The organism is Plantibacter cousiniae (nom. nud.) (assembly GCF_977070315.1).
On the sequence record NZ_CDRVEU010000002.1, the window covers coordinates 152,927 to 179,866 of the forward strand.

21 protein-coding genes are annotated in these 26,940 nt (G+C 59.7%); 5 read left to right on the top strand and 16 right to left on the bottom strand.

The window, feature by feature from the left end:
• Positions 1 to 15 precede the first annotated feature (15 nt).
• The gene (locus ACW55A_RS04395) at positions 16 to 2,172 is read right to left on the bottom strand and encodes a TonB-dependent receptor family protein (protein ID WP_498810752.1); all 2,157 of its coding nucleotides are present in this window, start codon (positions 2,170 to 2,172) and stop codon (positions 16 to 18) included.
• A 272-nt stretch (positions 2,173 to 2,444) separates the two neighbouring features.
• On the opposite strand from ACW55A_RS04395, the gene ACW55A_RS04400 reads away from it, so the two are divergent.
• From ACW55A_RS04400 to ACW55A_RS04410, 3 genes are all read left to right on the top strand, one after another.
• Positions 2,445 to 4,049 (top strand): hybrid sensor histidine kinase/response regulator, encoded by a 1,605-nt coding sequence (locus ACW55A_RS04400; RefSeq protein ID WP_498810751.1) that lies wholly within the window; start codon positions 2,445 to 2,447, stop codon positions 4,047 to 4,049.
• A gap of 431 nt (positions 4,050 to 4,480) precedes the next feature.
• Complete coding sequence (locus ACW55A_RS04405; protein WP_498810750.1) at positions 4,481 to 5,500, top strand: TIGR04086 family membrane protein; 1,020 nt, start codon at positions 4,481 to 4,483, stop codon at positions 5,498 to 5,500.
• A gap of 234 nt (positions 5,501 to 5,734) precedes the next feature.
• Complete coding sequence (locus ACW55A_RS04410) at positions 5,735 to 7,222, top strand: ArnT family glycosyltransferase (protein ID WP_498810749.1); 1,488 nt, start codon at positions 5,735 to 5,737, stop codon at positions 7,220 to 7,222.
• 33 nt (positions 7,223 to 7,255) lie between these two features.
• Here ACW55A_RS04410 and ACW55A_RS04415 read toward each other — a convergent pair whose 3' ends face one another.
• Genes ACW55A_RS04415 through arnB form a run of 8 tightly spaced genes read right to left on the bottom strand, consistent with a single transcriptional unit; the run spans position 7,256 to position 16,079 of the window.
• Positions 7,256 to 8,650 carry a UDP-glucose dehydrogenase family protein gene (locus tag ACW55A_RS04415; RefSeq protein ID WP_003435331.1) on the bottom strand — a complete coding sequence of 465 codons (1,395 nt, stop codon included), beginning with the start codon at positions 8,648 to 8,650 and terminating at the stop codon, positions 7,256 to 7,258.
• Positions 8,628 to 9,032, bottom strand: coding sequence for a 4-amino-4-deoxy-L-arabinose-phosphoundecaprenol flippase subunit ArnF (gene arnF, locus ACW55A_RS04420; protein ID WP_003370934.1), 405 nt, complete (start codon positions 9,030 to 9,032; stop codon positions 8,628 to 8,630). Before arnF ends, ACW55A_RS04415 begins: the two co-directional genes overlap by 23 nt.
• 26 nt (positions 9,033 to 9,058) lie before the next feature.
• Positions 9,059 to 9,403 carry a 4-amino-4-deoxy-L-arabinose-phosphoundecaprenol flippase subunit ArnE gene (gene arnE, locus ACW55A_RS04425; RefSeq protein WP_003370936.1) on the bottom strand — a complete coding sequence of 115 codons (345 nt, stop codon included), beginning with the start codon at positions 9,401 to 9,403 and terminating at the stop codon, positions 9,059 to 9,061.
• On the bottom strand, positions 9,400 to 11,049 hold the full coding sequence (gene arnT / locus ACW55A_RS04430) for a lipid IV(A) 4-amino-4-deoxy-L-arabinosyltransferase (RefSeq protein ID WP_498810748.1): 1,650 nt from the start codon (positions 11,047 to 11,049) through the stop codon (positions 9,400 to 9,402). Before arnT ends, arnE begins: the two co-directional genes overlap by 4 nt.
• A complete protein-coding gene (arnD, locus tag ACW55A_RS04435) occupies positions 11,049 to 11,930 on the bottom strand; it encodes a 4-deoxy-4-formamido-L-arabinose-phosphoundecaprenol deformylase (RefSeq protein WP_054081100.1) in 882 nt (293 codons plus the stop codon). The genes arnT and arnD overlap by 1 nt, the downstream gene beginning before the upstream one ends.
• A complete protein-coding gene (arnA, locus tag ACW55A_RS04440; RefSeq protein WP_065349802.1) occupies positions 11,930 to 13,924 on the bottom strand; it encodes a bifunctional UDP-4-amino-4-deoxy-L-arabinose formyltransferase/UDP-glucuronic acid oxidase ArnA in 1,995 nt (664 codons plus the stop codon). Before arnA ends, arnD begins: the two co-directional genes overlap by 1 nt.
• Positions 13,921 to 14,934 (bottom strand): undecaprenyl-phosphate 4-deoxy-4-formamido-L-arabinose transferase, encoded by a 1,014-nt coding sequence (arnC, locus tag ACW55A_RS04445; protein WP_498810747.1) that lies wholly within the window; start codon positions 14,932 to 14,934, stop codon positions 13,921 to 13,923. The genes arnA and arnC overlap by 4 nt, the downstream gene beginning before the upstream one ends.
• Positions 14,931 to 16,079, bottom strand: coding sequence for a UDP-4-amino-4-deoxy-L-arabinose aminotransferase (arnB, locus tag ACW55A_RS04450; RefSeq protein WP_498810746.1), 1,149 nt, complete (start codon positions 16,077 to 16,079; stop codon positions 14,931 to 14,933). Before arnB ends, arnC begins: the two co-directional genes overlap by 4 nt.
• 975 nt (positions 16,080 to 17,054) lie before the next feature.
• Between arnB and ACW55A_RS04455 the strand changes: the two genes are divergently transcribed.
• Both ACW55A_RS04455 and ACW55A_RS04460 read left to right on the top strand, forming a co-directional pair.
• The gene (locus ACW55A_RS04455; RefSeq protein WP_455808769.1) at positions 17,055 to 17,465 is read left to right on the top strand and encodes a DUF2946 domain-containing protein; all 411 of its coding nucleotides are present in this window, start codon (positions 17,055 to 17,057) and stop codon (positions 17,463 to 17,465) included.
• A gap of 108 nt (positions 17,466 to 17,573) precedes the next feature.
• The gene (locus ACW55A_RS04460; RefSeq protein ID WP_455808768.1) at positions 17,574 to 18,968 is read left to right on the top strand and encodes a PepSY-associated TM helix domain-containing protein; all 1,395 of its coding nucleotides are present in this window, start codon (positions 17,574 to 17,576) and stop codon (positions 18,966 to 18,968) included.
• A 95-nt stretch (positions 18,969 to 19,063) separates the two neighbouring features.
• Here ACW55A_RS04460 and ACW55A_RS04465 read toward each other — a convergent pair whose 3' ends face one another.
• Genes ACW55A_RS04465 through ACW55A_RS04495 form a run of 7 tightly spaced genes read right to left on the bottom strand, consistent with a single transcriptional unit; the run spans position 19,064 to position 26,915 of the window.
• A complete protein-coding gene (locus tag ACW55A_RS04465) occupies positions 19,064 to 20,659 on the bottom strand; it encodes a gamma-glutamyltransferase family protein (protein WP_498810745.1) in 1,596 nt (531 codons plus the stop codon).
• A gap of 31 nt (positions 20,660 to 20,690) precedes the next feature.
• Complete coding sequence (locus ACW55A_RS04470; protein WP_003370958.1) at positions 20,691 to 21,563, bottom strand: ABC transporter permease; 873 nt, start codon at positions 21,561 to 21,563, stop codon at positions 20,691 to 20,693.
• Complete coding sequence (locus ACW55A_RS04475; RefSeq protein WP_498810744.1) at positions 21,563 to 22,507, bottom strand: ABC transporter permease; 945 nt, start codon at positions 22,505 to 22,507, stop codon at positions 21,563 to 21,565. Before ACW55A_RS04475 ends, ACW55A_RS04470 begins: the two co-directional genes overlap by 1 nt.
• 28 nt (positions 22,508 to 22,535) lie before the next feature.
• Complete coding sequence (locus ACW55A_RS04480; protein ID WP_455808766.1) at positions 22,536 to 24,038, bottom strand: ABC transporter substrate-binding protein; 1,503 nt, start codon at positions 24,036 to 24,038, stop codon at positions 22,536 to 22,538.
• Positions 24,035 to 25,168 carry an ABC transporter ATP-binding protein gene (locus ACW55A_RS04485; RefSeq protein WP_498810743.1) on the bottom strand — a complete coding sequence of 378 codons (1,134 nt, stop codon included), beginning with the start codon at positions 25,166 to 25,168 and terminating at the stop codon, positions 24,035 to 24,037. The genes ACW55A_RS04480 and ACW55A_RS04485 overlap by 4 nt, the downstream gene beginning before the upstream one ends.
• Positions 25,165 to 26,181 carry an ABC transporter ATP-binding protein gene (locus tag ACW55A_RS04490; RefSeq protein ID WP_455808765.1) on the bottom strand — a complete coding sequence of 339 codons (1,017 nt, stop codon included), beginning with the start codon at positions 26,179 to 26,181 and terminating at the stop codon, positions 25,165 to 25,167. Before ACW55A_RS04490 ends, ACW55A_RS04485 begins: the two co-directional genes overlap by 4 nt.
• Entirely contained in the window at positions 26,178 to 26,915 is a 738-nt protein-coding gene (locus ACW55A_RS04495; protein WP_003401136.1) for a FadR/GntR family transcriptional regulator, read from the bottom strand. The genes ACW55A_RS04490 and ACW55A_RS04495 overlap by 4 nt, the downstream gene beginning before the upstream one ends.
• Positions 26,916 to 26,940: the final 25 nt, after the last annotated feature.

Genomic DNA, 26,940 nt, shown 5'->3' on the forward strand with positions numbered 1-26,940 from the left:
AACGATGCCTTGCGCCTAACGAAGGCTCCAGGAAATACCGGCATAAATCCCCATCCCGTCGCCGGGTGTCGAGCGTGCGATGTCTTTGCCATTGTCGTCATAGCCGGGTGTCACGGTGCTGGCGTAACGCTGGTTAGTCAGATTGCGCAGGTCCAGCCAGGTCTGCCAGTCTTCGCCGGGTGACGCGTAGCCCAGTGTGGCGCCCAGTAAGGTGTACTGATCGGCGTAAAACGAGTTGGCGTAATCGACCGCGATCCTCGACGCGTGCTCAGTGTTGAGTGCTACGTAAACGCCGACAGGATGGCTGTAGCGCAGCTCGGCCTGATAGTAATGCCGGGGGATACCCGGCAGCGCGTTGTCGCCGAAGCGGTCGTCGTTACGGTAGTGAAAGTCGCTGAACGTGTAGGCCTGGCGTAAATCGACCTTGCCCGCAGCGCCTCCCCGCCACAGGGGGCTGTCCAGGCTGAGTTCGATACCGGTGTGGATGGTCGGGCTGGCGTTGGACTCGGCAATGACTTGCGAGCCTGTCGCGCTGGCTGCCTGGGTTTCGACACTGAGCAGTTCATGTCTGACCTGCGAGTAATACCACCCTGCGGTCCAGTCGCCTGCTGCGCTATTACCCTTGCCGCCGAGCTCCAGCGTAGTCGCGGTCTGATTTTCAAGTTTGACGCCAATACTCTGCAGGCCGGTCGCCGCACCGCTGCCTGCTGGGAAAAAACGGTTGGAACCCCAGATCATTGACCAGGCGTGCGGCGGCTCGACCGAGCGACTCAGATTGCCGTAAAGCTGCAATTGCGGCGTGAAGTCGTAGCGCAGGCCCAGCCGGGTAGCATAGTCCCAGGCGTGAGTGCTGACGGCCTGTTGGGTTGCGGGGTAGGTGACCTCTGTTTCGCGACGGGTATAGAGGGCGGCAACGCCCGTTGTCAGCCACAGGTCCGGTACCAGCTCCAGATCATTGCTCAGGTGCAGCACGCTGTCCGAGCCCAGGTAGCTGTAATTCCGGGTTCTGGTCCCTGGCGCATAGCCTGCGGTGTTGCCGGCTGGCACGCGGACGAATTCCGATGCGCCGTTGTCAGGCAGCCCCTTGGTGGTTCGCAGTCCCAGCGTGGTCGTGCTCTGATGGCCAGACACGGTGTCCTGGCGTATGTAATTGAGCGTGCCGCTGATATCGGTGTAAGCGACTTTCAGGCGATTGGTGCCCTCGCGCAGGTCCATGGGGTAATCGTGATAGACCAGACCCGTTTCGAGGCGTGAGCTTTCATCCAGATAAACAGTGGTCTTGTTGCCGAGCCAGGTGCTGCCGGGTTGCAGGCGTTTTGAGTCGCGCGTACGGTTGAGCGCATTGGCCGTCTGTGGATCATGGCGGATCTGCTCGCGGGTCAGTCTGCCCGGCGAGTCGTTGTCGGTTTCCCGGTAACGAAAGAAGAAGCGGGTTTCCAGATTCGGGCTGAACCGGTAACCGACGTTGGCTGCGATACCCTGGCTACCGCCGGCACTCTGGTCCTGGAAGCCGTTGTAGCTTGAGTCGGTCACGCTGACGTAATAGTCCAGATCGCCCAACACCTGTCCCGAGCTGATCTGCCGTTTCGAGTAACCGTGGCTTCCTGCTTCGTAGCGCAACTGCAGCCTGGGCGCGTCATAACCGGTGTGGGTGACATAGTTGACCGCGCCACCCAGCGCCAGCGAGCCCAGTTCAAAGCCATTGGCACCGCGTCGTACTTCTACGTGGCTCAGCCATAACGGCTCCTTGAGTTCGTAGGGCGTACCGCCGGGGCCGGTCAGCGGCAAGCCGTCGAGCATTTCGAACAGCCCGGAGGCATGCGCGCCAGGCGCCCGGTTCAGGCCCGAACCACGAATCGAGATTTTTGCCCCCTCACTGTTGGCGGCCTTGGCGTAGATGCCGGGCTGGTACTTGAACACGTCTTCATTGTTGGCGACCCGTCCTTGCTCGACGGTGTTCATATCGACAATGTTGGTACCGCCCGGAACTTCCCGTAACGCGTCGCGCGCGATTTGCGCCGGGCTGTCGATACGTGAGCCGTCCACTTCGATGTTGGACAGGCTGACAACATCAGCCTCGGCGACACAGGTAAAAGCAAGAGCCGTACTGAAACCGAACAATTGCAGGGTCAGGTTCAAGGGGGAAAGCAGAAACGGTGGGTGGTACTGCAAGTGCATACGCCTTGTGGTTCACGGCCAGCGTCAACTGCCAGCCCTGCGTGCTCTGGAAAAGGGACAGGTGTTCGATGCGTGATGTGTGACTGGCGTCACTAAACCGGTGAGTGAACAGTCGATGCCGGGCGATATTTTCAGGCTGTTCAATGCACTAACTGAATATAATTTGCTTTTTGTCTGCTCAGCGAGAACCCTTTCAGGCTTCGCCAGTCCTAGCCATTAGAGAGAGCATTCGCACTAGCCCAATAAACAGTCGTGGAGTTTCTGGAGTGTCGGAAAATAAAGCCCGAGTCGACAATGCGGCGACGGGAGATATCAAGCATCAGGGAAAGGATATCTTTTTCGCGGCGGTAGAAACGACACGGATGCCGATGATCGTGACGGACCCCAATCGCCCGGACAACCCCATCATTTTTGCCAACCGTGCATTTCTGGAAATGACCGGTTATGCGTCAGAAGAAATCATCGGTAGCAACTGCCGGTTTCTTCAAGGGCCGGACACTGATCGGGCGGTGGTGAAATCCATTCGCGATGCAATCGACGAACGCGTCGATATCTCCACTGAGATTCTCAACTACCGTAAGGACGGTTCAACGTTCTGGAATGCCCTGTTTATTTCTCCGGTCTATAACGACGCGGGTGACCTGATCTATTTCTTTGCGTCGCAGCTGGACATCAGCCGCCGTCGAGATGCCGAAGAGGCATTGCGTCAGGCACAGAAGATGGAGGCCCTGGGGCAGCTTACCGGTGGCATCGCGCACGACTTCAATAACCTGCTGCAAGTGATGGGCGGCTATATCTACTTGATCGGCAGTGCGGCAGAGAAACCCTCCATTGACGTGCAGCGTGTCCAGCGCAGTGTTCATCACGCCAAGTCTGCTGTTGAACGCGCCAGCACATTGACCAAGCAATTGCTGGCGTTTGCCCGCAAACAGAAGCTGCAGGGGCGAGTCCTCAATCTCAATGGCCTGGTCTCCACGACAGAGCCGTTGATCGAGCGTACTTTTGGACCGGAAGTGGTGATCGAAACCGATCTGGATCCGGCACTGAAAAACTGCCGCATTGATCCGACCCAGGCAGAAGTTGCCTTGCTGAACATTTTCATCAACGCCCGGGACGCGCTGATTGGCAGGCCCAACCCCAAGATATTCATCGAAACCCGCAATCTGGTCGTCGATGAGCTGGCCAATATGTCCTATGACGGTCTGTTGCCGGGGCGTTATGTTTCTATTGCGGTGACGGACAATGGCATCGGCATGCCCGCGAGTATCCGTGATCGGGTAATGGACCCGTTTTTTACCACCAAGGAAGAAGGCAAGGGTTCCGGGCTCGGTCTTTCGATGGTCTACGGCTTTGCCAAACAGTCGGGCGGCGCGGCGCGTATTTATACCGAAGAAGGTGTCGGTACTACGCTGCGCTTGTATTTCCCGGTAGACGAGGCGGTACTGAGTAAAAACGATCCGCCGAAAGCTTCGGAAAGGCGCATTGGCAGCTCCGAGCGGATTCTGATCGTGGAAGACCGTCCTGACGTGGCCGAACTGGCGAAGATGGTGCTGGATGATTACGGCTATGTGTCGGAAATCGTCCTCAACGCCCGTGAGGCACTGAAGCGCTTCGAGGCCGGCAGCACGTATGACCTGTTGTTCACCGACCTGATCATGCCGGGCGGCATGAACGGGGTGATGCTCGCGCGGGAAGTCAGGCGCAGGTACCCCAAGGTCAAGGTGCTGCTGACCACCGGCTACGCTGAGAGCTCGATCGAGCGAACCGACATTGGCGGCTCAGAGTTTGAGGTGGTGTCCAAGCCCTGTATGCCGCAGGACCTCGCCAGGAAGGTCAGGCAGGTTCTTGACGGGCCTAACGGTATCGCCTGACGGCACTGGCAATGCACCTGCGAAGGCCTGACTGTTCTCAGTCGGGCCTTCATGCTTTTTGGCGCACAGTGTACGGCGCCGTCTTTATTACGATACCTGCGCGCATTCCTGCAGAGTTGCGTATATCCAGTGAGTATCGACAGTTAAAAGTTGGCAACAGGTTAATTCTCGTCTGTTATTAGCAGACGTCAGACAACTTCAATAATTAGAGCAAACAGCCTAATGAAACGGTAAGTGTGTAAAGCGGTTGGAGCATCGGGCGAAGGTTACGTTCCGTTGCTGTGCGTCATTAACAATACTGTTCTATTGTGCTTTGTACAGCCTGAAAAAAAGTCTATAAAAGTTTTAAACTTCTTGAACGTCGCCTGGGTCATTGATGGGTACGTCACACATTTGTGCGTTCACTGCCAATGACTCAAAGGACTATGACTATGATTCGCGACGACCGTATCGCCCCGGGTGCCCCTGTGTACCACGAAACTCATGCAGCGGCTCCGCTGCTTAAACGAATCTCCTGGAGTGCGATTCTGGCCGGTGTTGTTCTGGCCATGGTTGTGTCGCTGTTGCTGAACCTGCTGGGTACGGCAATCGGAAGTGCCAGTATCGATCCCATGCAGGAAGCCAATCCACTGTCCGGTATGGGTACGGGCGCAGGTATCTGGGTCGTTGTAAGCTCGGTGATCTCGCTGTTCGTCGGCGGCTGGGCCGCGGGACGTCTCGCGCAGCGCGAAGGCGCGTTTCATGGCCTGCTGGTGTGGGCGACTGTATCGCTTATCACTGTTTATCTGGTCTCCAGCGCAGTGACCGGCGTCGTACGCGGTGGCCTCAATCTGGCAGGCAGCGGCATGTCGGCCCTGGGCAGCGGTATCGCACAGGTGGCTCCGGCCGTTGGCAGCAAGATTCAGGATCAATTGCGCGCTCAGGGCATTGATTTCAATCTGGACGATATCCAGGGCGAAATCGAAACGGCCATGCGTCAGACCGGCAAGCCCGAGCTGAACCCGGACAACGTCAAGCAGGAAGCTCAAGCGACTCAGCAGGATGCGCAGAATACTGCCAAGCAGAGCGCACAGAATCCTCAGCAAGCTGACGAGCAATTGAGCGGTCTGATGGATCGCATCAAAGCCAAAGGCGACCAGGCTTGGGATGCGGCTGATCGTCAGGCGCTGGTCAATCTGATCAAGGCGCGTGGCAACAAGACTGATGCCGAAGCCAATCAAATCGTCGATCAGGCGCAGGCCAGCTATCGTCAGGCTTATGCCAAGTATCAGGAACTGAAAGCTCAGGCAGAACAGAAAGCCCGTGAAGCAGCTGAAGTGACTGCCAAGCGCGTTTCGCAAGGTGCTTGGATTCTGCTTATCACTCTGGTGATCTCGGGTCTGGTAGCAGCGGGCGCCGGTGTACTGGGTCGTCGTACTCAGCCGCCAGCCAAGATAGTTGCTGCGGTCTGATTCACTTAAAAAGCGTGAACTGATGTATCGAATGGGGGGCGATTATCGCTCCCCATTTTTTTGTTTTCATATAGCTGCGATGAAGTCTGAACAGAGCCTGAACTGTTCACGATCAAGGCAGGGATTTCACCCTGAAGGTTTCATGGGTTAACAAATTCTCAACAATAAGTCTCTTATACTTTATCGCTCGGTTTGTATGTTTCTCCCTTCCACGGTTTTGCGGTAATTCCCTTGATGACTTCTCGCGTACTGTCTCCATTGCTTTTGTTAGTGGGCGCGTTGCTGTTTTTTCTCGCAGTGGGCAATCACCAATTACAAAACTCGACAGAACCCCGCGTGGCGGGTATTGCCATGGAAATGCACCTGAGTGACAACTGGGTGACGCCGAAGCTTAATGATCAACCGTTCCTGGAAAAGCCGCCGATGAGTGTGTGGCTGGACGCTGCGTCCATCGGGGTGTTCGGTGCGACTCCCTGGGCGGTCAGGCTCGCATCTGCCTGTGCGGGTCTGTTTAGCGTGTTGCTGCTTTACAGCATGCTGCGTCGTTTCGGGCGCCCTGTTTTTGTGGCCTGGGTGGCTGCGTTCATGCTCGCGACCCAGGCCAGCTTCTGGAGCAATTCGCGGCAGGTGGGCGAGGACGCGCTGCTGACGCTGGGTGTGAGCATGGCGTTGCTGGGCTTTTTCCACGCCAGTCAGCGTCTGCGCAACGACGAGTCCTGCGCAGGAGCCTGGTTGCTGTTCGTAATGGGCATTGCGCTGGCAACCCTGAGCAAGGGCGTGCTGGGCCTCGCGATGCCGGGTGTGGTCATCTTCGTCTGGCTTGTTTGCGAGTCGTTGCAGAGCAAACGCATTGCGCTAGCCCACTGGCTACGCCCGGCGATGTTCACCGTCCTGGCCCTGGTGCCGCTGTTGGTATGGCTGTGCTTTCTATACGGGCAGGGCGGTACGCAGTCGCTGAAGGATGTGCTCTGGACCAACAGTGTCGGACGCTTTAGTGGTTCGTTCGAAGAGGCGGGGCATTACGAGCCGTTCCATTACTACCTGACGAAGCTGCCCGAGGCCTTTTTGCCATGGAACGTGCTCGTCTACCTGGGGCTGTGGCATTTCCGCAAACAGTTGCTGGCCAATCGTTACCTGCTGTTTTTCAGTCTGTGGTTGATCGCGCAGTTCCTGCTGTTGTCGCTGGCCTCGAGTAAACGCATGGTTTATCTGATGTCACTGGCCCCGGCGGCGGCCGTAATCGCGGCGGAATACGCCTTTGTGTTGGGCGAGCGGCTCAAGGCACGCTCGCAAGGCTCTGCGTCAGCTGCGTTCGTGGTACGCAACAGACGGGCGATGACGGTGGCCGGAGCCGTATTGATTGTGACGGGGTATCTCGGCGCAGCCCTCTGGCTGGCACCGCGAGCAGACCGGCAGTTGTCGTTCCTGCCGCTGACCGACAAGGTTCATGCCCTACAGGTCAAGGGACGCCATGTGGACTTGTTCCAGCCCAGCGAACGGCTGGCGGGGGCCAGCGTGTTCTATAGTCAGAGCCTGCTGAAAACACTCGCTAGCAACGCTGAATTGACTGGTTTTCTTACCAGCGCTGACGGCAATGTCGCTGTGATGGAAAGCATGCAGCCACCCGAACCACCTCTGCGGATTGTTGACAGCGTAAAGGTCGGGGATCGTATCTACTATTTCGTCAGTCAGGCACCGCTGAGAGTGGCTGTCAGTTACTGACAGCCACTCTGCACGGCGAGCGTCGCAGGTTTGTTATACGGCCTGACTGCTCGCCACTTGATCATGCGGTATCCACTGCTTCTGCGGGATCGGCAGATCGCACGATTCACCACGCCCGATGGGGAAGTAGTGAAAGCCGCGTTTTGCCAGCCGTTCAGTGTCATACAGATTGCGACCGTCGAAGATGACCGGGGCGTTCAGGCGCTGCTGGATCAACTCGAAATCCGGAGCTTTGAATTGCTGCCATTCGGTGCAGACGATCAATGCATCAGCCTCGTTGAGCGCTGATTCTGGCGTCCCCATGAGAATCAGATCCTTGCGATGACCATAGAGGCGCTGGGTTTCCTGCATGGCTTCGGGGTCGAACGCGCGCACGCTGGCCCCCGCGTCCCACAGCGCTTCCATGAGCACGCGGCTGGGGGCATCGCGCATGTCGTCGGTGTTGGGCTTGAATGCCAGGCCCCACAGGGCAAAGGTCTTGCCGCGCAGGTCGCCCTGATAGAACGCGTTGACCCGCTCGAACAGTTTGTTCTTCTGTCGTTCGTTGATGGCCTCGACCACAGACAGCAGGTCGTTGGAGCAATGCGCCTCTCTGGCGCTGTGAATCAGGGCGCGAATGTCCTTGCCGAAGCATGAGCCGCCATAGCCGCAACCGGGGTAGATGAAGTCGTAACCAATACGTGAGTCGGCACCGATGCCCAGCCGCACGGACTCGACGTCTGCGCCCAGATGTTCTGCCAGCTCGGCGATCTGGTTGATAAAGCTGATTTTGGTCGCCAGCATGCAGTTGGCGGCGTACTTGGTCAGTTCGGCGCTGCGCAGGTCCATGAACATGATCCGCTCATGATTGCGGTTGAACGGCGCATACAGCTCGCGCATGACGTTGCGCACCGCTTCATTTTCGCAGCCGATGACGATACGGTCCGGGCGCCGGCAATCGTTGACCGCCGAGCCCTCCTTGAGAAATTCCGGGTTGGAGACGATATCGAACTGCAACAGCCGGCCCGCCTGACGCAGCGCCTTGTCGATGTGGCTGCGCAAGGCGTCGCCACTGCCGACCGGTACGGTGGATTTCTCGACGATGATCAGTGGTTCGCGTCGATGCCGGGCGATGGCTTCGCCCACCGCGAAAAAGCCGCTCAGGTCAGCTGAACCATCGTCTCGGGAGGGCGTGCCGACCGCGATGAACAGGACTTCGGCATGCTCCACCGCCAGTTGCCCGTCGGTAGTGAAGTTCAGACGCTGCTGATCCAGATTTTCACGCACCAGGTTGGCCAGGCCAGGCTCGTAGATATGCACCTGGCCCAGGCGCAACTGATCGATCTTGGCCTGATCAATGTCCATGCAGACCACATCGTGGCCGACTTCGGCGAGCACGGTCGCTTGTACCAAGCCGACATATCCGCTACCGAAAACGCTGATTTTCATGGGAAAGATCCTGAGGTGATGGGTCGCACATGCGCCGGAGGTTGATGGTCAAGACACCTGCCACGATCAGGGTGACACCCACAGTTTTCGATACCGTGAACGTCTCGTGGAAAAACGGCAGCGCTGCGGCGAGCATATAAACCAGCGCGTAGCTGATACTGAGCAGCGAATAGGCACGGCTCAGGGGCAAGCCCCGCAGGGCCAGTAGCCAGAAAAGCATGGAGAGCGCATAAGCGGTGATCGAGGCGCAAACGACCACCAGTGCACGGAGATCGAGCTGCGTCGGATTGTGCAGTTCGAGCCATTGAGCGGGCGAGGGCAGGCGGCTCATGCTCCAACGCATGCCCAGTTGCGCTGCGCTGACCAGCGCCACACTGGCCATGGCGCACAGGGTTGCCCGGCAGCGCGTCACGCCTGACGCCCCAGCTGAAATACCCCGACAAGAATCAGCGCAATACCCAGCCAGTGCTGTGCGTCAACCGGCTCATCGAACAGATAGCGACCTGCCAGCGTGATCAGCACGAAATTAAGACCCAGCATCGGATAGGCGATGCCAACGTCCAGGCGTTGCAACACCAGCAGCCATATAAGCAGGCCCGCTCCAAGGCAGGCCACCGCCAGCCACAGCCATATCGAACGCAGCGCTGTAAACGCGCCGGGAAATGCGCCACGCCAGTCTTGTACTGCGTACTTCTGCGCGATCTGGCCCAGACAGGTCAGCAGGCATGCACACGCCAGCATCAGCCAGGTCACGATGCCGATTTCTCGTAAATGAGGATGGCCAGGTTGCCTTCGTCATAGCGCTGACCATCCTTGGGAAGACTTTCGAGCTCTTTCAGCTCCTCATCGCTCTTGCCGCGCATGATGACGCCGACCCGGCCTTGGCTGCGGGCGTTCTTCATCCAGGCATCGATATCCTGCAGGCGGACTTCGCGACCCTGCACATCGGGATAGCCCAGCCCGTATTCCAGCTCGCCCCAGGTGTTGAACAGCGCAACATCAGGCCGTTTCAGGCGCCACGCCAGTGCCGAGGCCGTGCCCAGATCGTTGCTCAGCAGATGCGTGCAGTCCGCCAGTTCGACCTGGTGCCTGACCACGAACGGGTCGGGAGTCTTGTTATTGATCACATCGTTTGGCAGTGCAGCGGGTAGCAATGCGATCAGCAGCCAACTGCCCAGCGCCGGCATGGTCCAGAACGTCAGTGGACGCAAGCCTTGCAGCGCGTTGGCAAATGTCCATCCGAGAAGCACGATGACCGCCAGTGACAGATGCATCGGTTCGTTTTCGTAGACGGGCTGCTTGAGTTGCAGGTAGATCAACGCCACAAGCCCGACAAAGCTGACGGTCGCGTTGACTAATCCATTCGCGCGCAACGCAGTGCTGTGACCTTTATCAAGGCGGTCGACCAGAGCATTGGCCATCAGCAGTGCCAACGGCAGCAGGCACGGCAGTATGTAGGTCGGCAGTTTGCCTTTGCTCAGGCTCAAAAACGCCAGCGGCAGCAGCAGCCACAGCAGCAAAAAGGCAATGTCAGGGCGGCTTTTTTGTTGCCATGCCTGCTTCAGTGTTACCGGCAACAGCAGTGCCCACGGCACACAGGCCGCCACGAGCAGGGGCACATAGAACCACCAGGGCTGGGCATGCTGCGCATTGTCCCCGGCAAAGCGGTGAATATGCTCGTGCCAGAAGAAGTAACGCCAGTAGTCGGGCGCTTGCTGGTGGATCGCCAGCGCCCACGGCAGGCAGACGGCGACGGCAATCAGTACCGCGAGCGGGCCGAATCTGAGCAGCTCGGCCAGGCGTCGCTGCCACAGCATATAAGGCAGAGCGATGATGACGGGCAGTGCCCAGGCGAGAAAGCCCTTGGTCATGAACCCCATCCCGCAGGCCACGCCGACTACCGCCCATGCCGCCAGACGCGCTCGACCGACGCTGTGCACGGCGTACCAGAATGCCAGAAGTGTCACGTTGGTCCAGAAGGTGAATTGCGGGTCGAGATTGGCGTAACCGGCCTGGCCCGCGACAAAGCCGAAGCTCATGAACAGCAAGGCGCTGGCGAACTGCTTGCGAGGGTCGTTCCAGATCTTGCCGGCCAGCAAATAGGCCAACAGCACGCTCAAGCCGCTGGCCAGTGCCGACACAATGCGCACGCCGAACAGGTTTTCGCCAAAAACCTGCTGCCCCAGTGCAATCAGCCAGTAACCGGCAACCGGTTTTTCGAAGTAACGCAATCCCATGAAGTGCGGAACGACCCAGTTGCCACTGTGGAGCATTTCCTGGCTGATCTGCGCATAGCGGGTTTCATCGGGAATCCACAGGCCGTGAAAGCCCAGGGGCAGCAGATAAGCCAGCACGAACGCCAATAACAGCAGCGCAAGATGACGGTGCCTGAGGTGCATCACTGCTGCACCCCCAGCCAGCCATCGCGGCCGGGCAGGTGACCGCGAACGATATGCCCGGAAGGCAGCCGTTCAATGGCACCTGGCAGCAGATCGCCCAACGGTGCGAAGTGGATGCCCTGGGTATTGGCGCGCTTTAACAGTTGCCTGAAACCGTCGGCCATGATGATTCCTTCCACTTCGGCGTGGAGGGTGTAGACATTGAGTCTGCGTGCGGCAAAACGGCCGAGAATGTAGTCGTTGAACGCATCCGGCTGCAGGTGCGGACCGACGACTTCATCGAAGGTCGGCAAATCCACCGGAACCTGAGCGGTACCGACACTTCCATCCGCCAGCAACGGGCGAAACAGACTGACGCCACGGCAATCACTGTTGTAACGAAAGCCAAACGCTTCTTTGGCCTGCACGACGCGCTGGTCGGCGCGCCATCCTGCTGCCGCGGAGCACACCACCGGCTGGCCGAGGATGTCGCTCAGGCAATCGACCCCACGGTGTATCTGGGCGGTCAACTGTCGGTCGCTCCAGTGTCCGGCATTCGCTTGCCAGCCATGGTGATCCCACGCATGCAGGCCTATTTCGTGGCCTGCATCCAGCGCGCGGCGCATCAGTGGGCCAAGGTCCCGGCCAATCGGTTTGCCCGGCCATGCGGTACCGGCCAGCAGAATATCCCAGCCATACAGACTCGCCGCCCTGGAGCGCAGCATCTTCCAGAAGAACGTGGGCCTTACCAGGCGCCACAGGTGGCGTCCCATGTTGTCGGGGCCGACACTGAAAAAGAAGGTCGCCTTGACCTGCGCTTCGTCGAGTATGTCCAGCAGCCTTGGCACGCCCTCACGGGTGCCTCGGTAAGTGTCGACATCGATTCTCAGGCCTGCCTGCATCAGCACTGGTCCGCTTTTTCAGCCATGGCTTCGCGCAGGAAGAAATCCAGGGTTTTGCCGATGGTTTCGCTCAGCTCGATACCCGGTGTCCAGCCAATCAGCTTTTTAGCGTTGTCGATGCTCGGCGTGCGGTGGCTGACGTCCTGATAGCCCTTGCCATAGAAGGACTGGCTTTCGACTTCGCGGAAGCCCGCGAAAGGCGGAAAATGGCCGCGCAACGGATGGGCTTCGAACTGGCGAAGCAACTCTTCACCCAACTGACGGATGCTGGCTTCGTTATCGGGGTTGCCGATGTTGATGATTTGTCCGTTACAGCGCTCATCGCGGTTTTCGATGATCCGCGCCAGCGCCTCGATGCCGTCGACGACATCCGTGAAGCAGCGCTTCTGGGCGCCGCCGTCCACCAGGCGAATGGGCGTGCCTTCGACCAGGTGCAGGATCAACTGAGTGATGGCCCGCGAGCTGCCGATGCGCGCCGAATCCAGGCGGTCCAGACGCGGTCCCATCCAGTTGAACGGACGGAACAGGGTGAATTGCAGGCCTTTCTGGCCATAGGCCCAGATCACCCGGTCCAGTAGCTGCTTGGACACCGAGTAGATCCAGCGCTGCTTGTTGATCGGGCCAACGATCAGGTTGGAGGTGTCTTCGTTGAAGTTTGCGTCCTGGCACATGCCATAGACTTCGGAGGTGGACGGAAAAATCACGCGCTTGTTGTACTTCACGCAGTAGCGGACGATCTTCAGGTTCTCTTCGAAGTCCAGCTCGAAAACCCGCAGTGGATTGCGCGTGTATTCAATCGGCGTGGCGATGGCCACCAGTGGCAGCACAACGTCGCATTTCTTGATGTGGTATTCGATCCACTCGGTGTGGATGCTGATGTCACCTTCGATGAAATGAAAGTTCGGCTTGGCGCGCAGGCGCTCGATGGCGTCCGAGCCGATATCCATGCCGTAGATTTCGTAACGGTCATCCTGCAGCAGACGCTCGGACAGGTGGTTGCCGATGAAACCGTTGACGCCGAGGATCAGCACACGGGTACGACGGATCGACCGGCGCTGTGCCTTATCGAGCAGTTGCGAGCCTGCTACAAGCCCGAATTCGCGCGCCAGTTGTGCACCACTGAGGTACAAGCCGCTGTCGCCGCGCTGCCCTGCGGTGATGACCAGCGAACCCTCGCCACAGGCAATACGCAACGGGTCGTGGCTGATGACCGTGCCGGGTGCTTCGCCGTTATTGCCTGCCTCGGCATTGGCGGCCCAGACAATCAACTTGTTCTCGCCCACCGGGCAGAATGCGCCAGGGTAGGGCTGCGTGACTGCGCGGATCAGGTTGTAGAGCTGGGTGGCTGGCAGCGACCAGTCGATCAAGCCGTCAGCCGGGGTACGCCGACCGAAATACGTTGCACGGGATTCATCCTGAGGCGTAGCTGGCAGTTGCCCTTCTGCCGCCAGCAGGGGCAGTGTTTCGCAAAGCAGGTCAGCGGCGGCATCACGCAATTTGCCATGCAGCGTCAAGGCGGTATCGGTGGCACTGATCGAAACCCGCTGCTGGGCGACTATCGGCCCGGCATCCGCGCGTTTGACCATCTGATGCAGGGTCACGCCGGTTTCACTTTCGCCGTTGACCAGCACCCAGTTGGCCGGCGCGCGGCCGCGATAACGCGGGAGCAGCGAGCCGTGCAGGTTCAGCGCGGCCTTTTTCGCGCAGGCCAGCAGCGAGTCGCCAAGAAGCTGGCGATAGTAAAAGGAGAAAATGAAGTCCGGGGCCAGTTTGCCGATGCGCTCCACCCACAGCGGGTGATTCGGGTCCTCGGGGGCATGCACCGTAATGCCGTGCCGGGCGCACATCTGGGCCACAGAACCAAAAAAGGTTTTTTCCCTGGGGTCGTCGGCATGGGTGAACACTGCGGCAATCTCATAGCCTGCATCCAGCAACGCTTGCAGGCCGACACAGCCAATATCGTGATATGCGAAAACGACAGCTTTAATGCTCATGGCGCGACCTTGTTCATATAGGGAATTACAGGGGAATCAACGCTGTCGGTGGCCACTCGGGACGAGCTGCGCACGACTTTCTCGATGAAGAAGCGCGGACGCGCACGCACGTCGCTGTACATCCGGCCCAGGTACTCACCCAGCAGTCCCATACCGATGAACTGCCCTCCGGTGAACACGAACAACACGGCAAACAGGACGAACATGCCGTCCCCGGCCCATGACGCGCCGAAGATCAGGCGCAGAACGATCAGCAGCGCCGCGAACAAGACACCGAGCAACGCCATGCTGAAACCGATGATGCTGAGCAGGCGCAGGGGCGTGGTGGTCATGCAGGTGATCAGGTCGAACATGAGGTTGATCAGGCGCATCGGGCTGTATTTGGAGTCGCCGTGCTCGCGTTCGGCGTGGTCGACCAGCACCTCAGTGGTGTGTCGCGCGAAGCTGTTCGCCAGAATAGGAATGAACGTGCTGCGCTCCCGGCAGGCGAGCATGGCATCGACAATCGTGCGTCGGTATGCGCGCAGCATGCAGCCGTAATCGTTCATGGCCACGCCGGTGGAACGCTGCACGGCCAGGTTGATGAGTTTCGATGGCCAGCGTCGCCAGGCGGAGTCCTGACGATTGCTGCGCACCGTGCCGACTACGTCGTACCCTTGTTCAGCGAGCTTCACCAGGCGAGGGATTTCCTCGGGAGGATTCTGCAGATCGGCATCGAGGGTGATGACCACGTCGCCCTGGCACTGCTCGAATCCAGCCATAATGGCGGCGTGCTGACCGTAGTTTCGATTCAGGATCACTGCGACGAACGGGCTGTCGGCGCGTCCGGCAGCCCGCTGGAGGATGTCTGTCGAGTCGTCGCGGCTGCCATCGTCGACCAGCACGATTTCGAATCGGTGGTTGAGCTGTTCGCAGGCCGCTTCAGTACGGCGCAACAACTCTGGCAGGCTTTGTTGTTCGTTGTAGACCGGGATGACGATCGACACGAACTTGATGGGATACGGTTTCAATGGCTGGATTCCACGGTCGATTCAATGGCACCGACCACCCGCTCGACATCATCGAGGGTCATGTCGGGGAACAGGGGGATGGAGCACAGCCTTGATGAATTCCATTCAGTGTCTGGCAGACGGACGTTCGGGAAACGCTTGCGGTAATAGCTGTGCAGGTGAGTCGCGATGAAGTGGATGCCGGTGCCGATGTTCCGCGCTTGCAAGGCCTTCATGAAGGCGTCGCGATTCAGCCCGCAGCGCTCGGGGTCGATGCGCAGAATGAACAGGTGCCAGGCATGTTGCTGGGCATGCCGGGGCAGGGCGAGAGGCAGAACAGGGCTGTTGGCCAGTCGATCGAGGTAATGGGTGGCGAGTGTCTGGCGCTGTGCATTGATGGCGTCAAGGCGCTGCAACTGCACCCGCGCAATGCTCGCATTGATGTCGGCCAGGTTGTATTTGAAGCCAGGCTCCATGACCTCGGCCTGAGGCTTGCGACCCAGGGTCAGGCGGTCGTAGGCATCGACACCCAGACCATGGAATTTAAGCTGACGCACCCGATCAGCCAGCCGTGCATTGTCGGTGACCAGCATCGCGCCTTCGGCACAGGTCATGTTCTTGATTGCGTGAAAAGAGAAGATCGCAGTGCCTTGCTGGCCGACCGGACGTCCCCGGTAACCGGTGCCAACGGCATGTGCAGCATCCTCGATCACGGTGATGCCGTGCCGTTCGGCGAGCGCATACAGCGGATCGAGATCGAATGCGGCGCCTGCGTAATGCACCGGCACGATCGCTTTGGTCCGGGGGGTGATGGCTTGCTCTATCAGCGCGGCGCTGGTCATCAGGGTGTCACGGTCAACATCGACAAACACCGGAGTGGCCCCCAGCAGGCAGATCATGTTGGCTGTCGACACCCAGGTTTGCGATGGTGTAATCACTTCATCGCCAGGCCCTACACCCAGCGCCAGCAGCGCAATGTGCATCGCTCCGGTGGCCGAAGACAGTGCAACTGCATGTTGCGCGCCGACCCGTTCGGCGAACTCTTCCTCCAGCTTCTGACATTCCGGGCCGGTGGTGATCCATCCGGAACGCAGCACGCGCGTTACCGCAGCAATTTCTTCATCGCCAATGGACGGCCGTGAAAAGGCAAGAAAAGTTTGACTCATCTACAGAGACTCTCCGATTGACGCAGCAGGGCCGAACATAAAAAAGTCACACGACGAGTGCGCAAATACAGGGTGCGTGAGTGTCGTGAACTTAGGCGTTCAACTGTAAAAATAATGTCCATATGCCGTTGCTTTTTTGTATCGCTTGGCAGGCTTTCGAAGCATAGAGTAGGGGGAAACTCAAACGGCCGACAATGTCGTTATGCGTCCATGTAGAATTATTAATCTGGCGTTCAGGTTTCATCGAGCCCGTCATGAACAGACAGCTTTAGTTCAGCTTGTTCATGATAATCATGGAAAGTTAAAGCGGATGATGTGTGTTGCATTTGCAGGATTTTTTAATGAAGGTTTCATGACCGCGAAATGGGTTTCGCGTTTTTTAACAGGGTCGAACATGAATCGAACAGGTTGCTATTGGTCCGGTTTCATTGGGGGGAGGCAGCTGTTTTCTCGGTTTTTTGAAAAGCAGACTGCGCGTCCGGATCAACCCGGGTCGAGAGGAATTCGCTCGGGTGTAGAAAACAGTGTCGCCATCAAGTGATATATATAACCAGGCGATAGAGTCGGGCAGTGTGGCATGGAAAAGTACGTGTATAAGGGCCAGGTTGGTACGGGTCATCATCGAGGTGTGATTGGGGGTGTTATAAGTTCGAGTCGGTTCAGTGCACGCGTGCTGGTTGTTGCAAGGTGTTCAAGGTTTACTTCATGTTCTCTTATGTCCATTGGCACGATCCTGTAGGTGGCGGGTACAGGCGAAGTATTTAACGACGGATTTAAAAACGACTGTCTGCTCGACTGCAATTGCCAGGTTCATTCGATGCAGCGAAGCAAGAAACCACGCGGAGCGCCTTGGCGTCCACCAGCACATGGCGGGCTCGTGTAACCCGCTTCACCGCGATTATCGCTCCTGCGAAGGCTGCCGATCCTTACACCCCGTTCTGTCTAGTTCCAGCTGGAGATGTTAAATTAGCCGCCATGAACTTCTTGCGAACCCATTGCTCGCCCATTGCCTGGATACTGTACGCAGTTGTCCTGTTCAATGGTCTTGCGTGCAGCATCGGTCATGGCCAGATGATGGCCGCCTTTGCAGGCACTGCAGTGGCGTCGGTCTCCCATGCAGACCATGGGATGTCGGATATGCACGGTGGGCATCACACGATGCACATGTCCATGGACGGCTCGTCCAAAAAGACGGACATGTCAGGCAGCATGAAGACGCAGTCGGGAGACTGTTCGTTTGCCGGCACGCTGACGCTGGCGATGATTTTCTTCGTGGCGCTGGGCTGGCTGACCCGTATCCGCCGTTCTCGTTTCGTGTTGCCCGACCTCTGGCTCGGCAACCTGCCAAGGTACTCCCTCCCGCGACTCAATCCACAGGCCCCGTAGCGCCCATCGTGGACGTGTGAGTATCGCTCGCACGAACAACCGATATTGTCTTTACAGCCTGCCGGAAGGTCATTCCGGCGGGGCGCGTTTATACGTTGGTGAGTCCTTATGTCTGTATCCTGTTCAAGCCCGGAGCTACGGCCTTCCGGGGCGTTTGTCGCCTTTCTGAAAAGGCTCCATTTTTACATCGGCATATTCGTCGGTCCGTTCATGCTGGTCGCGGCCTTGAGTGGCATCGTCTATGCGCTGACCCCGCAGATCGAAGATTCGCTCTATGCGCGTGCGCTGCACACAGACAGCCGTGGTCCTGCCATGAGCTTGCAGGCGCAGATCCAGCGCGCGCAGGCATCGGCAGGTCCAGGCCTGAGCGTGGCCGCAGTGCGCCCGGCACCCCGGGAAGGGGATACCACTCGGGTCATGTTCAGCGATCCGGGCTTTGGCCCATCAGAGCATCGAGCGCTGTTCGTGGACCCGGTGAGTGGCGAAATTCGCGGCGACATGAAGGTCTACGGTACCAGTGGCGTACTACCCCTACGCACCTGGATCGATCAGTTTCATCGGGGCCTTCTGCTGGGCGATGTCGGCAGGATCTACAGCGAGCTGGCCGCCTCATGGCTGTGGGTGGCTGCGCTCGGCGGTCTGGTGCTGTGGACGGTTCGCCGTCGTCGGCAGAGTCGTGAACGCGGCAACGTGCGCCGCTGGCATGCAACCACCGGCGTATGGCTGTTGCTGGGGCTGCTGTTCTTCTCGGCCACCGGTTTGACGTGGTCACAGTACGCTGGCGATAACATTGGCGTACTGCGTGCCTACTATGGCTGGTCAACGCCAAGTGTGGCCACCGCACTGGGCAAGTCGGCGGCGATGCCAATGTCTATGCCCATGGACGAGCACGCCGAGCACCATATGCACATGGCGCCGACGACACAGGCATCCGTGTTGGACCCTGCCTTGTTTGACAGCGTTCTGGCCAGCGCGCGTGCCGAGCATATCGATGCAGCCAAAGTTGAGATCAGGCCATCCGCGAGCAGCGACAAGGCGTGGGTGGTCAGCGAGATAGATCGCAGTTGGCCGACGCAAGTGGATGCCGTGTCGATCAACCCGCAAACACTGGAAGTGGTCGATCACGTCAGGTTTGCAGACTATTCGCTGCCCGCCAAGCTGACCCGCTGGGGCATTGATGCGCACATGGGCGTGTTGTTCGGTCTGGCCAATCAATTGGTGCTGGTGGTGTTCGCCAGTGGCCTGGCGGCCATGGTCGTCATGGGTTATGTGATGTGGTGGCGACGTCGTCCAACGCTTTCTCAACCACGCAATCAGCAGGCAACGCTCTTGAGTCTCTGGCGCTCATTGAATCCGGGCGCGCAATGGGCGTTGATCCTGGTCGCAGTGTTGACTGGCTTTGCCCTGCCCGTATTGGGCGTGAGTCTGCTGGGCTTTATCGTCCTGGACGCGCTACTGGGCTACCGGCGAGCCGCAAGACCCTTGGTCGACGGCAAGGTGTAACCCTTAGTTGCGCGGATTACCAAGCGCATCGAGCAACTGTTTCCCGACCAGGGCCGTCTGCTCGATGGCTTGTCAGTAGCGGATATCGCGGTCGCTCAATACGCTGCGACCGTTCCGTCCTTCCTCGGATCGGTCCCGCCCACGTATCCATGCGCGGTGCGCTGGATAATCTGCGCACCGCCGAAGGCAAACACGCCGCTCGGCTCTTCGACATCGATGTCGTGACCCTTGGCGCGCAGTGCTTTCACCACCTCGGGGTCAAACGCACGCTCCACGGCGACTTTCAGGCCGGATTCGATCCTCCAGCGCGGTGCGTCGGCAGCGGCTTGCGGGTTCTGTTTGTAGCGCAGGATGCGCATCATCATCTGCAAGTGACCCTGCGCCTGCATCGGGCCGCCCATCAAACCGAAGGACATCAGCGGCGTGCCGTCGGCATTCATGACAAAACCGGGGATGATGGTGTGGAACGGGCGTTTGCGCGGCGCGACGTAATTGACGTGCTGCGGGTCCAGCGAGAAGCCCGCGCCGCGGTTCTGCATGCTGATGCCCGTACCGGGTACCACCACACCCGAACCGAAGCCCATGTAGTTGGACTGGATGAACGAGATCATCATGCCGCTTTCATCCGCTGCCGACAGGTACACCGTGCCACCCGGTTTTGGCGAGCCGTGCCCGGGATTGGCGGCCTGATCGGTGATCAGCCGTGCGCGTTCCGTCAGGTAAGCCTGGCCCAGCAAATCGGCTGAGGGCACGCGCATGTGCTCGCTGTCGGCGACATGTTCGTCGAGGTCGGCCAAGGCCAGTTTCATTGCTTCCAGCACCGGATGAACCGTCTCGAGGCTGTCCACCGGGTGTTTACCGACGCCCAGTGCTTCGAGCATGGTCAGGCCGGCAAGGGTGGCAATACCCTGGCCATTGGGCGGCAGTTCATGCACCACAGCGCCTGCGTATGGCACTGACAGGGTGTCGATCCAGTCCACAGTGTGCGTCGCCAGGTCGTCGAGACTCATCACGCTGCCATTGGCGTTGGCATGGGTGATGATTGTTTGCGCCAGTTCGCCGCGATAAAACGCTTCGCCTTTGGTCTGCGCGATCAGCTCCAGCGTGCGGGCATGGTCCTTGAGCCGGATTTTCTCTCCGGCCATGGGGGCCTTGCCATCCGGCATGAAACACTCGGCAAAGCCCGGTTGGTCCTTAAGCAGATGCGCGCCGCGTTTCCACAGCTCGGCGATAATCGGTGTGACCTGATAGCCATCGCGGGCGTAGCCGATCGCCGGTTCGGCCAGGGTCGCGAAGGGCAGTTTGCCGTAGCGTGCCGAAAGCTCCACCCAGGCCGACACTGCACCCGGCACGCTGACCGCAGGCCAGCCGCGTTGCGGCATCTGGCTCTGGCCTTCGAAGTATTCCGGTGTCCAGGCTTGTGGCGCGCGGCCGGAAGCGTTCAAGCCTTGCAGCTTGCTGCCGTCCCAGACGATGGCAAAGGCATCGCTGCCGATGCCGCAGCCGGTGGGCTCTACCACAGTCAGCACCATGGCCGCGGCGATGGCGGCGTCGACTGCATTGCCGCCACGGCGCAGCATGTCCAGCCCGGCCTGAGCGGCCAATGGTTGAGAGCAGGCGACCATATTGTTGCCCATCACCGGCGAGCGGGCCGACGCGTACGGTTGGTTGTAATCCAGATCATCGAACATAAGCGTTTCTCTTTGGCAGAAGACGAAAGGTTTAGCCCTTGGGGTCCAGCGCATCGCGCAGGCCGTCACCCAGCAGGTTGAAACACAGGACCGTGATGTAGATCGCCACACCTGGCGCAATCGACATCCACGGCGCCTGCTCCATGAAATTTTTCGCAGTATTGAGCATCGAGCCCCAGGACGGCGACGGCGGTTGCTGGCCCAGGCCGAGAAACGACAGGCTGGCTTCGGCCAGAATCGCCGAGGCGATGGTCAATGTGGCCTGTACCACCAGCGGCGACATCACGTTGGGCAGCACGTAACGCAGGATGATCCAGCGATCCGGCAGACCGATGGCGCGGGCACCTTCGAGGTAATCCTCGTGTTTGATCGACAGCACCTGGCCACGGGTCAGGCGGGCAAAGATCGGCATCGCGGACAGGCCGATGGCGATCATCGCGTTGGTCAGGCTGGGGCCGAGAAAGGCGCCCAAAGCGATGGCCAGCACCAGGAACGGACAGGACAACAGCGCTTCCATGACCTGCGAGATGATCATGTCCAGCTTGCCACCGAAGTACCCGGCCAGCAGGCCCAGCGGCACGCCGATGACCATGGCGATGGCCACCGAAACACCACCGGCCAGCAGCGAACTGCGTGCGCCGTACAGCAAGCGCGAGAATAAATCGCGCCCCAGTTCGTCGGTGCCCATCCAGTAGATCAATGAAGGTGCCTTGCGTACCGCGAGGAAGTTGGCTTTGAGCGGGTCATGAGGCGCAATCCAGGGCGCCAGAACGGCGGCCAGGACAAACAGCAACAACACTGCCGCGCCAATCACTGCGCCTTTGTTGGCCAGGAATTTTTTCAGAAAAGGCGAGCGACTGCGGGGCAGGATCGCGCTGTGCGACAGGCTGGCGATAGCGGTCATCAGGCAGTCCTCAGGCGTGGGTTGATCAGGCGATAAAGCACGTCTGCCAGCAAGTTCAACATCAGGAAGCCAATCGCGACACATAACACCACGCCTTGCACCACGGCGTAGTCACGGTTGAATACGGCGTCGACAATCATCTTGCCGAACCCCGGAATGCTGAATACCTGCTCGGTCAACACCGCACCGCCGAGCAACTCGCCGAACAGCAATGTCGTGAGGGTGATGATCGGCATCAATGCGTTGCGCAACGCATGCTTGAGAGTCACCGTGCGCGGGAACAATCCCTTGGCCCGTGCGGTGCGGACGTAGTCAGCACGCAGGACTTCCAGCATGGCGCTGCGGGTGTGGCGCATGAGAATCCCGGAAAGCCCGGCACCCAGTACGAACGCTGGCAGGATCAGGGTCTTCAGGTTTTGCCCGAAGTCCTCACCCATCGGCACAAAGCCGGAGGCGGGTAGCCACTGCAGTTTCACTGCAAAGATCATGATCAGCAGAATGCCCAGCCAGAAGTGCGGGATGGAAATCCCCGACAGCGCCACCACGTTGGCCCCGTAATCCACCGCAGTGCCTTTGCGCACCGCCGAAATGATCCCGGTGGGAATGCCGATCAACAGCGCAATCAGCAGGGCCAGCACGGCCAGTTCGATAGTCACCGGCAGTTTCGACGCCAGCAGCGTGGTCACCGGTTGCTCGGTGCGCAGCGATGTTCCCAGGTCGCCGGTCAGCACGTTGCCGACCCAGTTGAGGTACTGCAACGGGATCGGGTCATCGAGCCGGTATTTGTCGCGCAGGTATTCCATGACCGCTGGATCGCGTTCTTCCCCGGCCATGGCCAGCACCGGGTCACCCGGCAGCAGCTTCTGCAGGGTGAAGACGAACAGCGAAACCAGAATCAGCGTCGGTATCGAGCTGAGCAGGCGTCGCAGGATGAACATCAGCATACCGGAACCTCGCAGGTGCGCCCGTCAGTCATGGCTTGAACGCGACATTGTTCAGACGAATCAGACCGTCCGGGTTAGGGACGAAACCGGTCACGTTGTTACGCATGGCAATGATTCGCGGGTCGAAATACAGGTAGGCGGTCGGTACTTCATCGGCCAACAAACGCAGCGCTTCGTTGTACAGCGCCTGGCGTTGTGCAACGTCGTTCACGGTGCGCGCCTTGTTGAGCAGTTCGTCGAGCCTGGCGTTACAGTATTTACCGTCGTTCTGGCCGCCTTTGCAGGTCACGAACTGATGGATATCGCCGTCCGGATCGGGGCGGCCTGACCAGGCGCTCATGCCGATCTGGAAGTTGCCGCTCGCCTGTTCGCTGAGCATCGTCGCGTATTCAGTGGCAATCAGGTTGACCTTGAAGCCTGCTTCTTCAGCCATGGCCTGAATGATCTGCCCGACTTGCTGCGCGATGGGGTTGTTGGCCACTTTCAGGTCCACCGCCAATGGTAGCTTCACACCGGCCTGAGCCAGCAGCGCCTTGCTTTTCTCGATATCGCGAGCCGGGATCGGCAGGTCCTTGTCGTAATACGGGCTGTTTTTCGGGAACGGCTGAGCGCTTGGCGCGTACAGACCCTCGAACACCACCTGGTTGATAGCATCGCGGTCGATGGACAGCTCAAAGGCTTTGCGTACGCGCTTGTCCTTACCCATCGGCGAGTTGGCTTTTTCACCGTTGCCGATGTTGAACATCAGTTGCATGTAGCCCAGGCCGGGTGTGTTGTAGATCGCCAGCTTGCTGTCACCCTTGACCGTTTTCACATCGGTTGGTGCAACACGCTCGATGATGTCCAGGTCGCCGGAGCGCAGGTTGGCCAGGCGCACCGAGGTATCCGGAATCGGCAGGAACACCACTTTGTCGAAGTGATAAGCCTGTTGATTCCAGTACTTGTCAAAACGCTCCAGCACGATTCGATCCTGCTGCACGCGCTGCACGAATTTGTAAGGGCCGGAGCAGACCGGGTTGGAGGCGAATTCGCCTTGCGCAGCTTTCGGCGCGAGCATCATTCCGGCGCGGTCCGACAGCTGTGAAACCAGCGTGGCATCGGCCTGCTTGAGCTTGATGGCGACGGTTTTTGCGTCTATCACCTCGACGCTGTCCACCGAGGCCAGCTCGCTTTTGCGCAGCGAGTCGGGGAGGGTGCGGGCGCGGTCGAGGTTGAACTTCACCGAGGCGGCATCAAAAGGTTCGCCATCGTGGTACGTCACGCCTTCGCGCAACGTCATGGTCAGGGTTTTACCGTCTTCGCTCCAGTTCCAGGCGGTGGCCAGTTGCGGCGAGTAGGTCAGGTCCGGGTTGACGTCCACCAGTTTGTCGCACAGCGCGGTGTAGACCAGGCGGCCGGAGTAGGTGCGCGAACGATGCGGATCAAGCACATCGGGATCGTCCTGAATGCCGATGCGCAACGTCGATTCGGCAAAGGCAGCGTTGGCGGCCAGCAATAACAATGTTCCTGTCACGACGCGTGCGATTTTCATGGCTGGCTCTCCACTGCAAGGGATTGATGGTGCTTGAACAGATTCAGGCGCTGGGTGTAGGCAGCGCTGGGTGTCGGAAGGATCAGCGTGGTGCTGCCTGCGTTGGCGATTTCACGCCAGAAGTGGCAGGCGACCTGGCGTTCGGCCTCGACTGTTTCCATGACCGGCGCAGCGTCCTTGCACAGCGCACGGGCGTGCGGGCAACGGGTATGAAAGCGGCAACCCGAAGGCGGGCGGCTGGGGCTGGGCATATCGCCGCCGAGGAGCGGACGCGGCTGGCGCAGGTCAGGGTGGCTGACCGGCACAGCGGCCATCAGCGCCTGGGTATAAGGGTGCAAAGGGTTTTCGAACAGCGCGTCGACCGGCGCCAGTTCGACGATTTCACCCAGGTACATCACCGCCACGCGGTCGCTCATATGGCGAATCACGGCCAGGCCATGGGCAACAATCACCAGGGTCAGGCCGAATTGATGCTTGAGGTCTTCGAGCAGGTTGACCACTTGCGCCTGCACTGAAACGTCCAGCGCCGAGACCGGCTCGTCGCCGAGGATCAAGCGCGGCTCGGAAGCCAGGGCGCGGGCAATGCCGATGCGCTGGCGCTGACCACCGGAGAATTCATGGGGATGCCGACCGCCGTGTTCCGGAGCCAGACCTACCGTGCGCAACAACTCGGCGACTTTAGCCTGACGGTCGCTGCGGCTGGCCTGGCTGTGCAGCCAGATCGGTTCGCCAACGATGGATTCCACGGTCATGCGTGGATTCAGCGAGGCGAACGGGTCCTGAAAGATGATCTGTAAGTCACGGCGTACCTGACGCAGTTTTTCCGGCGTCAGGTTGGCCAGGTTGCGGCCCTCGTAAATCACGTCGCCCGCAGTCGGTTGCAGCAGGTTGAGCAGCAAGCGGCCAAGGGTGGATTTACCCGAGCCGGACTCGCCTACCAATGCCAGCGTCTCGCCCTTGCGGACTGACAGGTTGACCTCATTGACAGCCTGTACCGGCGGCTTCTTCGGCTGCAAAAGGCCGCTTTGCACGGTAAAGTGCTTGCTCAGGCCGATGCCTTCCAGAATGGGTTTCTGCGCGTTGCTGTCGGGGCTGATGCGCCCGGCGATGTCTGGTCTGGAAAGGTTCACGCACTGACTCCCACATGCTGTTCCAAAGGCGCACGGATGCACGCGGCGAAGTGTCCGGGAGACAACTCAAGCAGCGGCGGGCGTTCGTCTCGGCATCGCTGGATCACGAACGGGCAACGCCCGGCGAAACGGCAACCGCCCGGCATTTCTGCCGGCGTCGGCACCCGGCCGTTAATGGTCGCCAAACGACCTTCACGAGGGCCGATCGAGGGCATCGAGCCCATCAGGCCGATGGTGTACGGATGCTGCGGATCGTCGAACAGGGTTTTCACCGGACCGCTTTCCACGACACGCCCGGCGTACATGACCATGACGTCATCGGCGACTTCGGCGACTACACCCAGATCGTGGGTGATCAGAATCATCGCTGTGCCGGTCTCGGTCTGCAGGTTGGCGATCAGCGAGAGGATTTGTGCTTGAATGGTCACGTCCAGCGCAGTCGTCGGTTCATCCGCGATGATCAGCGCCGGGTCATTGGCCAGCGCCATGGCAATCATGGCCCGTTGCCGCATGCCTCCCGAGAGTTCATGTGGGTAGGCGTCCAGCCGCTGGCGAGCGTCCGGCACGCGGACCTTTTCCAGCATGTCCAGAGCCCGCTGGCGGGCAGCCTTGTCTGAAAGGCCCTGATGACGCATCACGCTTTCAGCGATCTGCTCACCGATGGTGAAGACCGGATTAAGGGAGGTCATCGGCTCCTGGAAGATCATCGCCATGCGGTTGCCGCGCACGTCCAGCAGGCGCTCTTCGGACATGCCCAGCAAGGCTTCATCGATCAGCAGCGAGTCGCTGGCGTCTACCTTGGCCGTCGTCGGCAACAGGCCCATCATGCCCATTGAGGTCACGCTCTTGCCGCAGCCGGACTCGCCGACGATGGCCAGGGTCTTGCCGCGCTTGACGGAAAACGACACGCCGTCGACAACATTGGCGGGCGCACCGGCAAAGCGGACGGTCAGGTCGCTGATGCTGAGCACCGTGCCGTCGCCGTTTTCTGTGAGGTGGGCAGTGGCGCTCATAGGCTGGCCTCCAGGTCTTGGTTGATGACGGTGTTCAGGGCCTGTTGCAGCGCACGTAAATGGCCGCGCATGGCGGTGGCGGCTTTGATCGGATCGCGGCTTTCAATGGCGCTGACAATGTCGTCGTGATCGTGGCTGTAAGTGTCGAGGCGGTCGGCATTGCGCGCCCGGTGACGCAAGTCTCGCCAGGCGGGGTCCAGACGAATCGCATCGAGCATTTCGAAGATGTCCAGCATCAGCCGATTACCCGCGGCTTCGGCAATGGCACGGTGCAGGGCGCTGTCCCACAGCTCGATGCCTTCGGCATCGGTCTGCTCGGCGACCTGCTGGCGAGTGGTGCGCTCGGCAAGGCGGCGCAGAATCGCCATCTGTTCACCATTGGCCCGTACCGCCGCCAGTGAGGCAAGCGCTGGCTCCAGGTGCAGGCGCGCTTCCATGACCTCGGTGAAATTGGTCCGGCCGGAAAGCCGCGCGAAGCTCATGGCGGCACTGGGTGGCGTCGGTCCGACAAATGTCCCTTTACCTTGCCGGCGCCAGACCTGGCCTTCGGCTTCCAGCACCGACAGGGCGCGACGAACTGCGCGTCGGCTGACCCCGAAATCGGCCGCCAGATCCCGCTCGGTAGGCAATGCCCGCTGGGGGAAGGCCGCATGCTGGGCAACGATCTGGCGCAACGCGTCCAGCGCCAGTTTCGAAGAGTTGTCGATGGGGATGTCAGGGTCGAACCTTTGCATCGTGGTACTCGCGCCAGACCGAAAA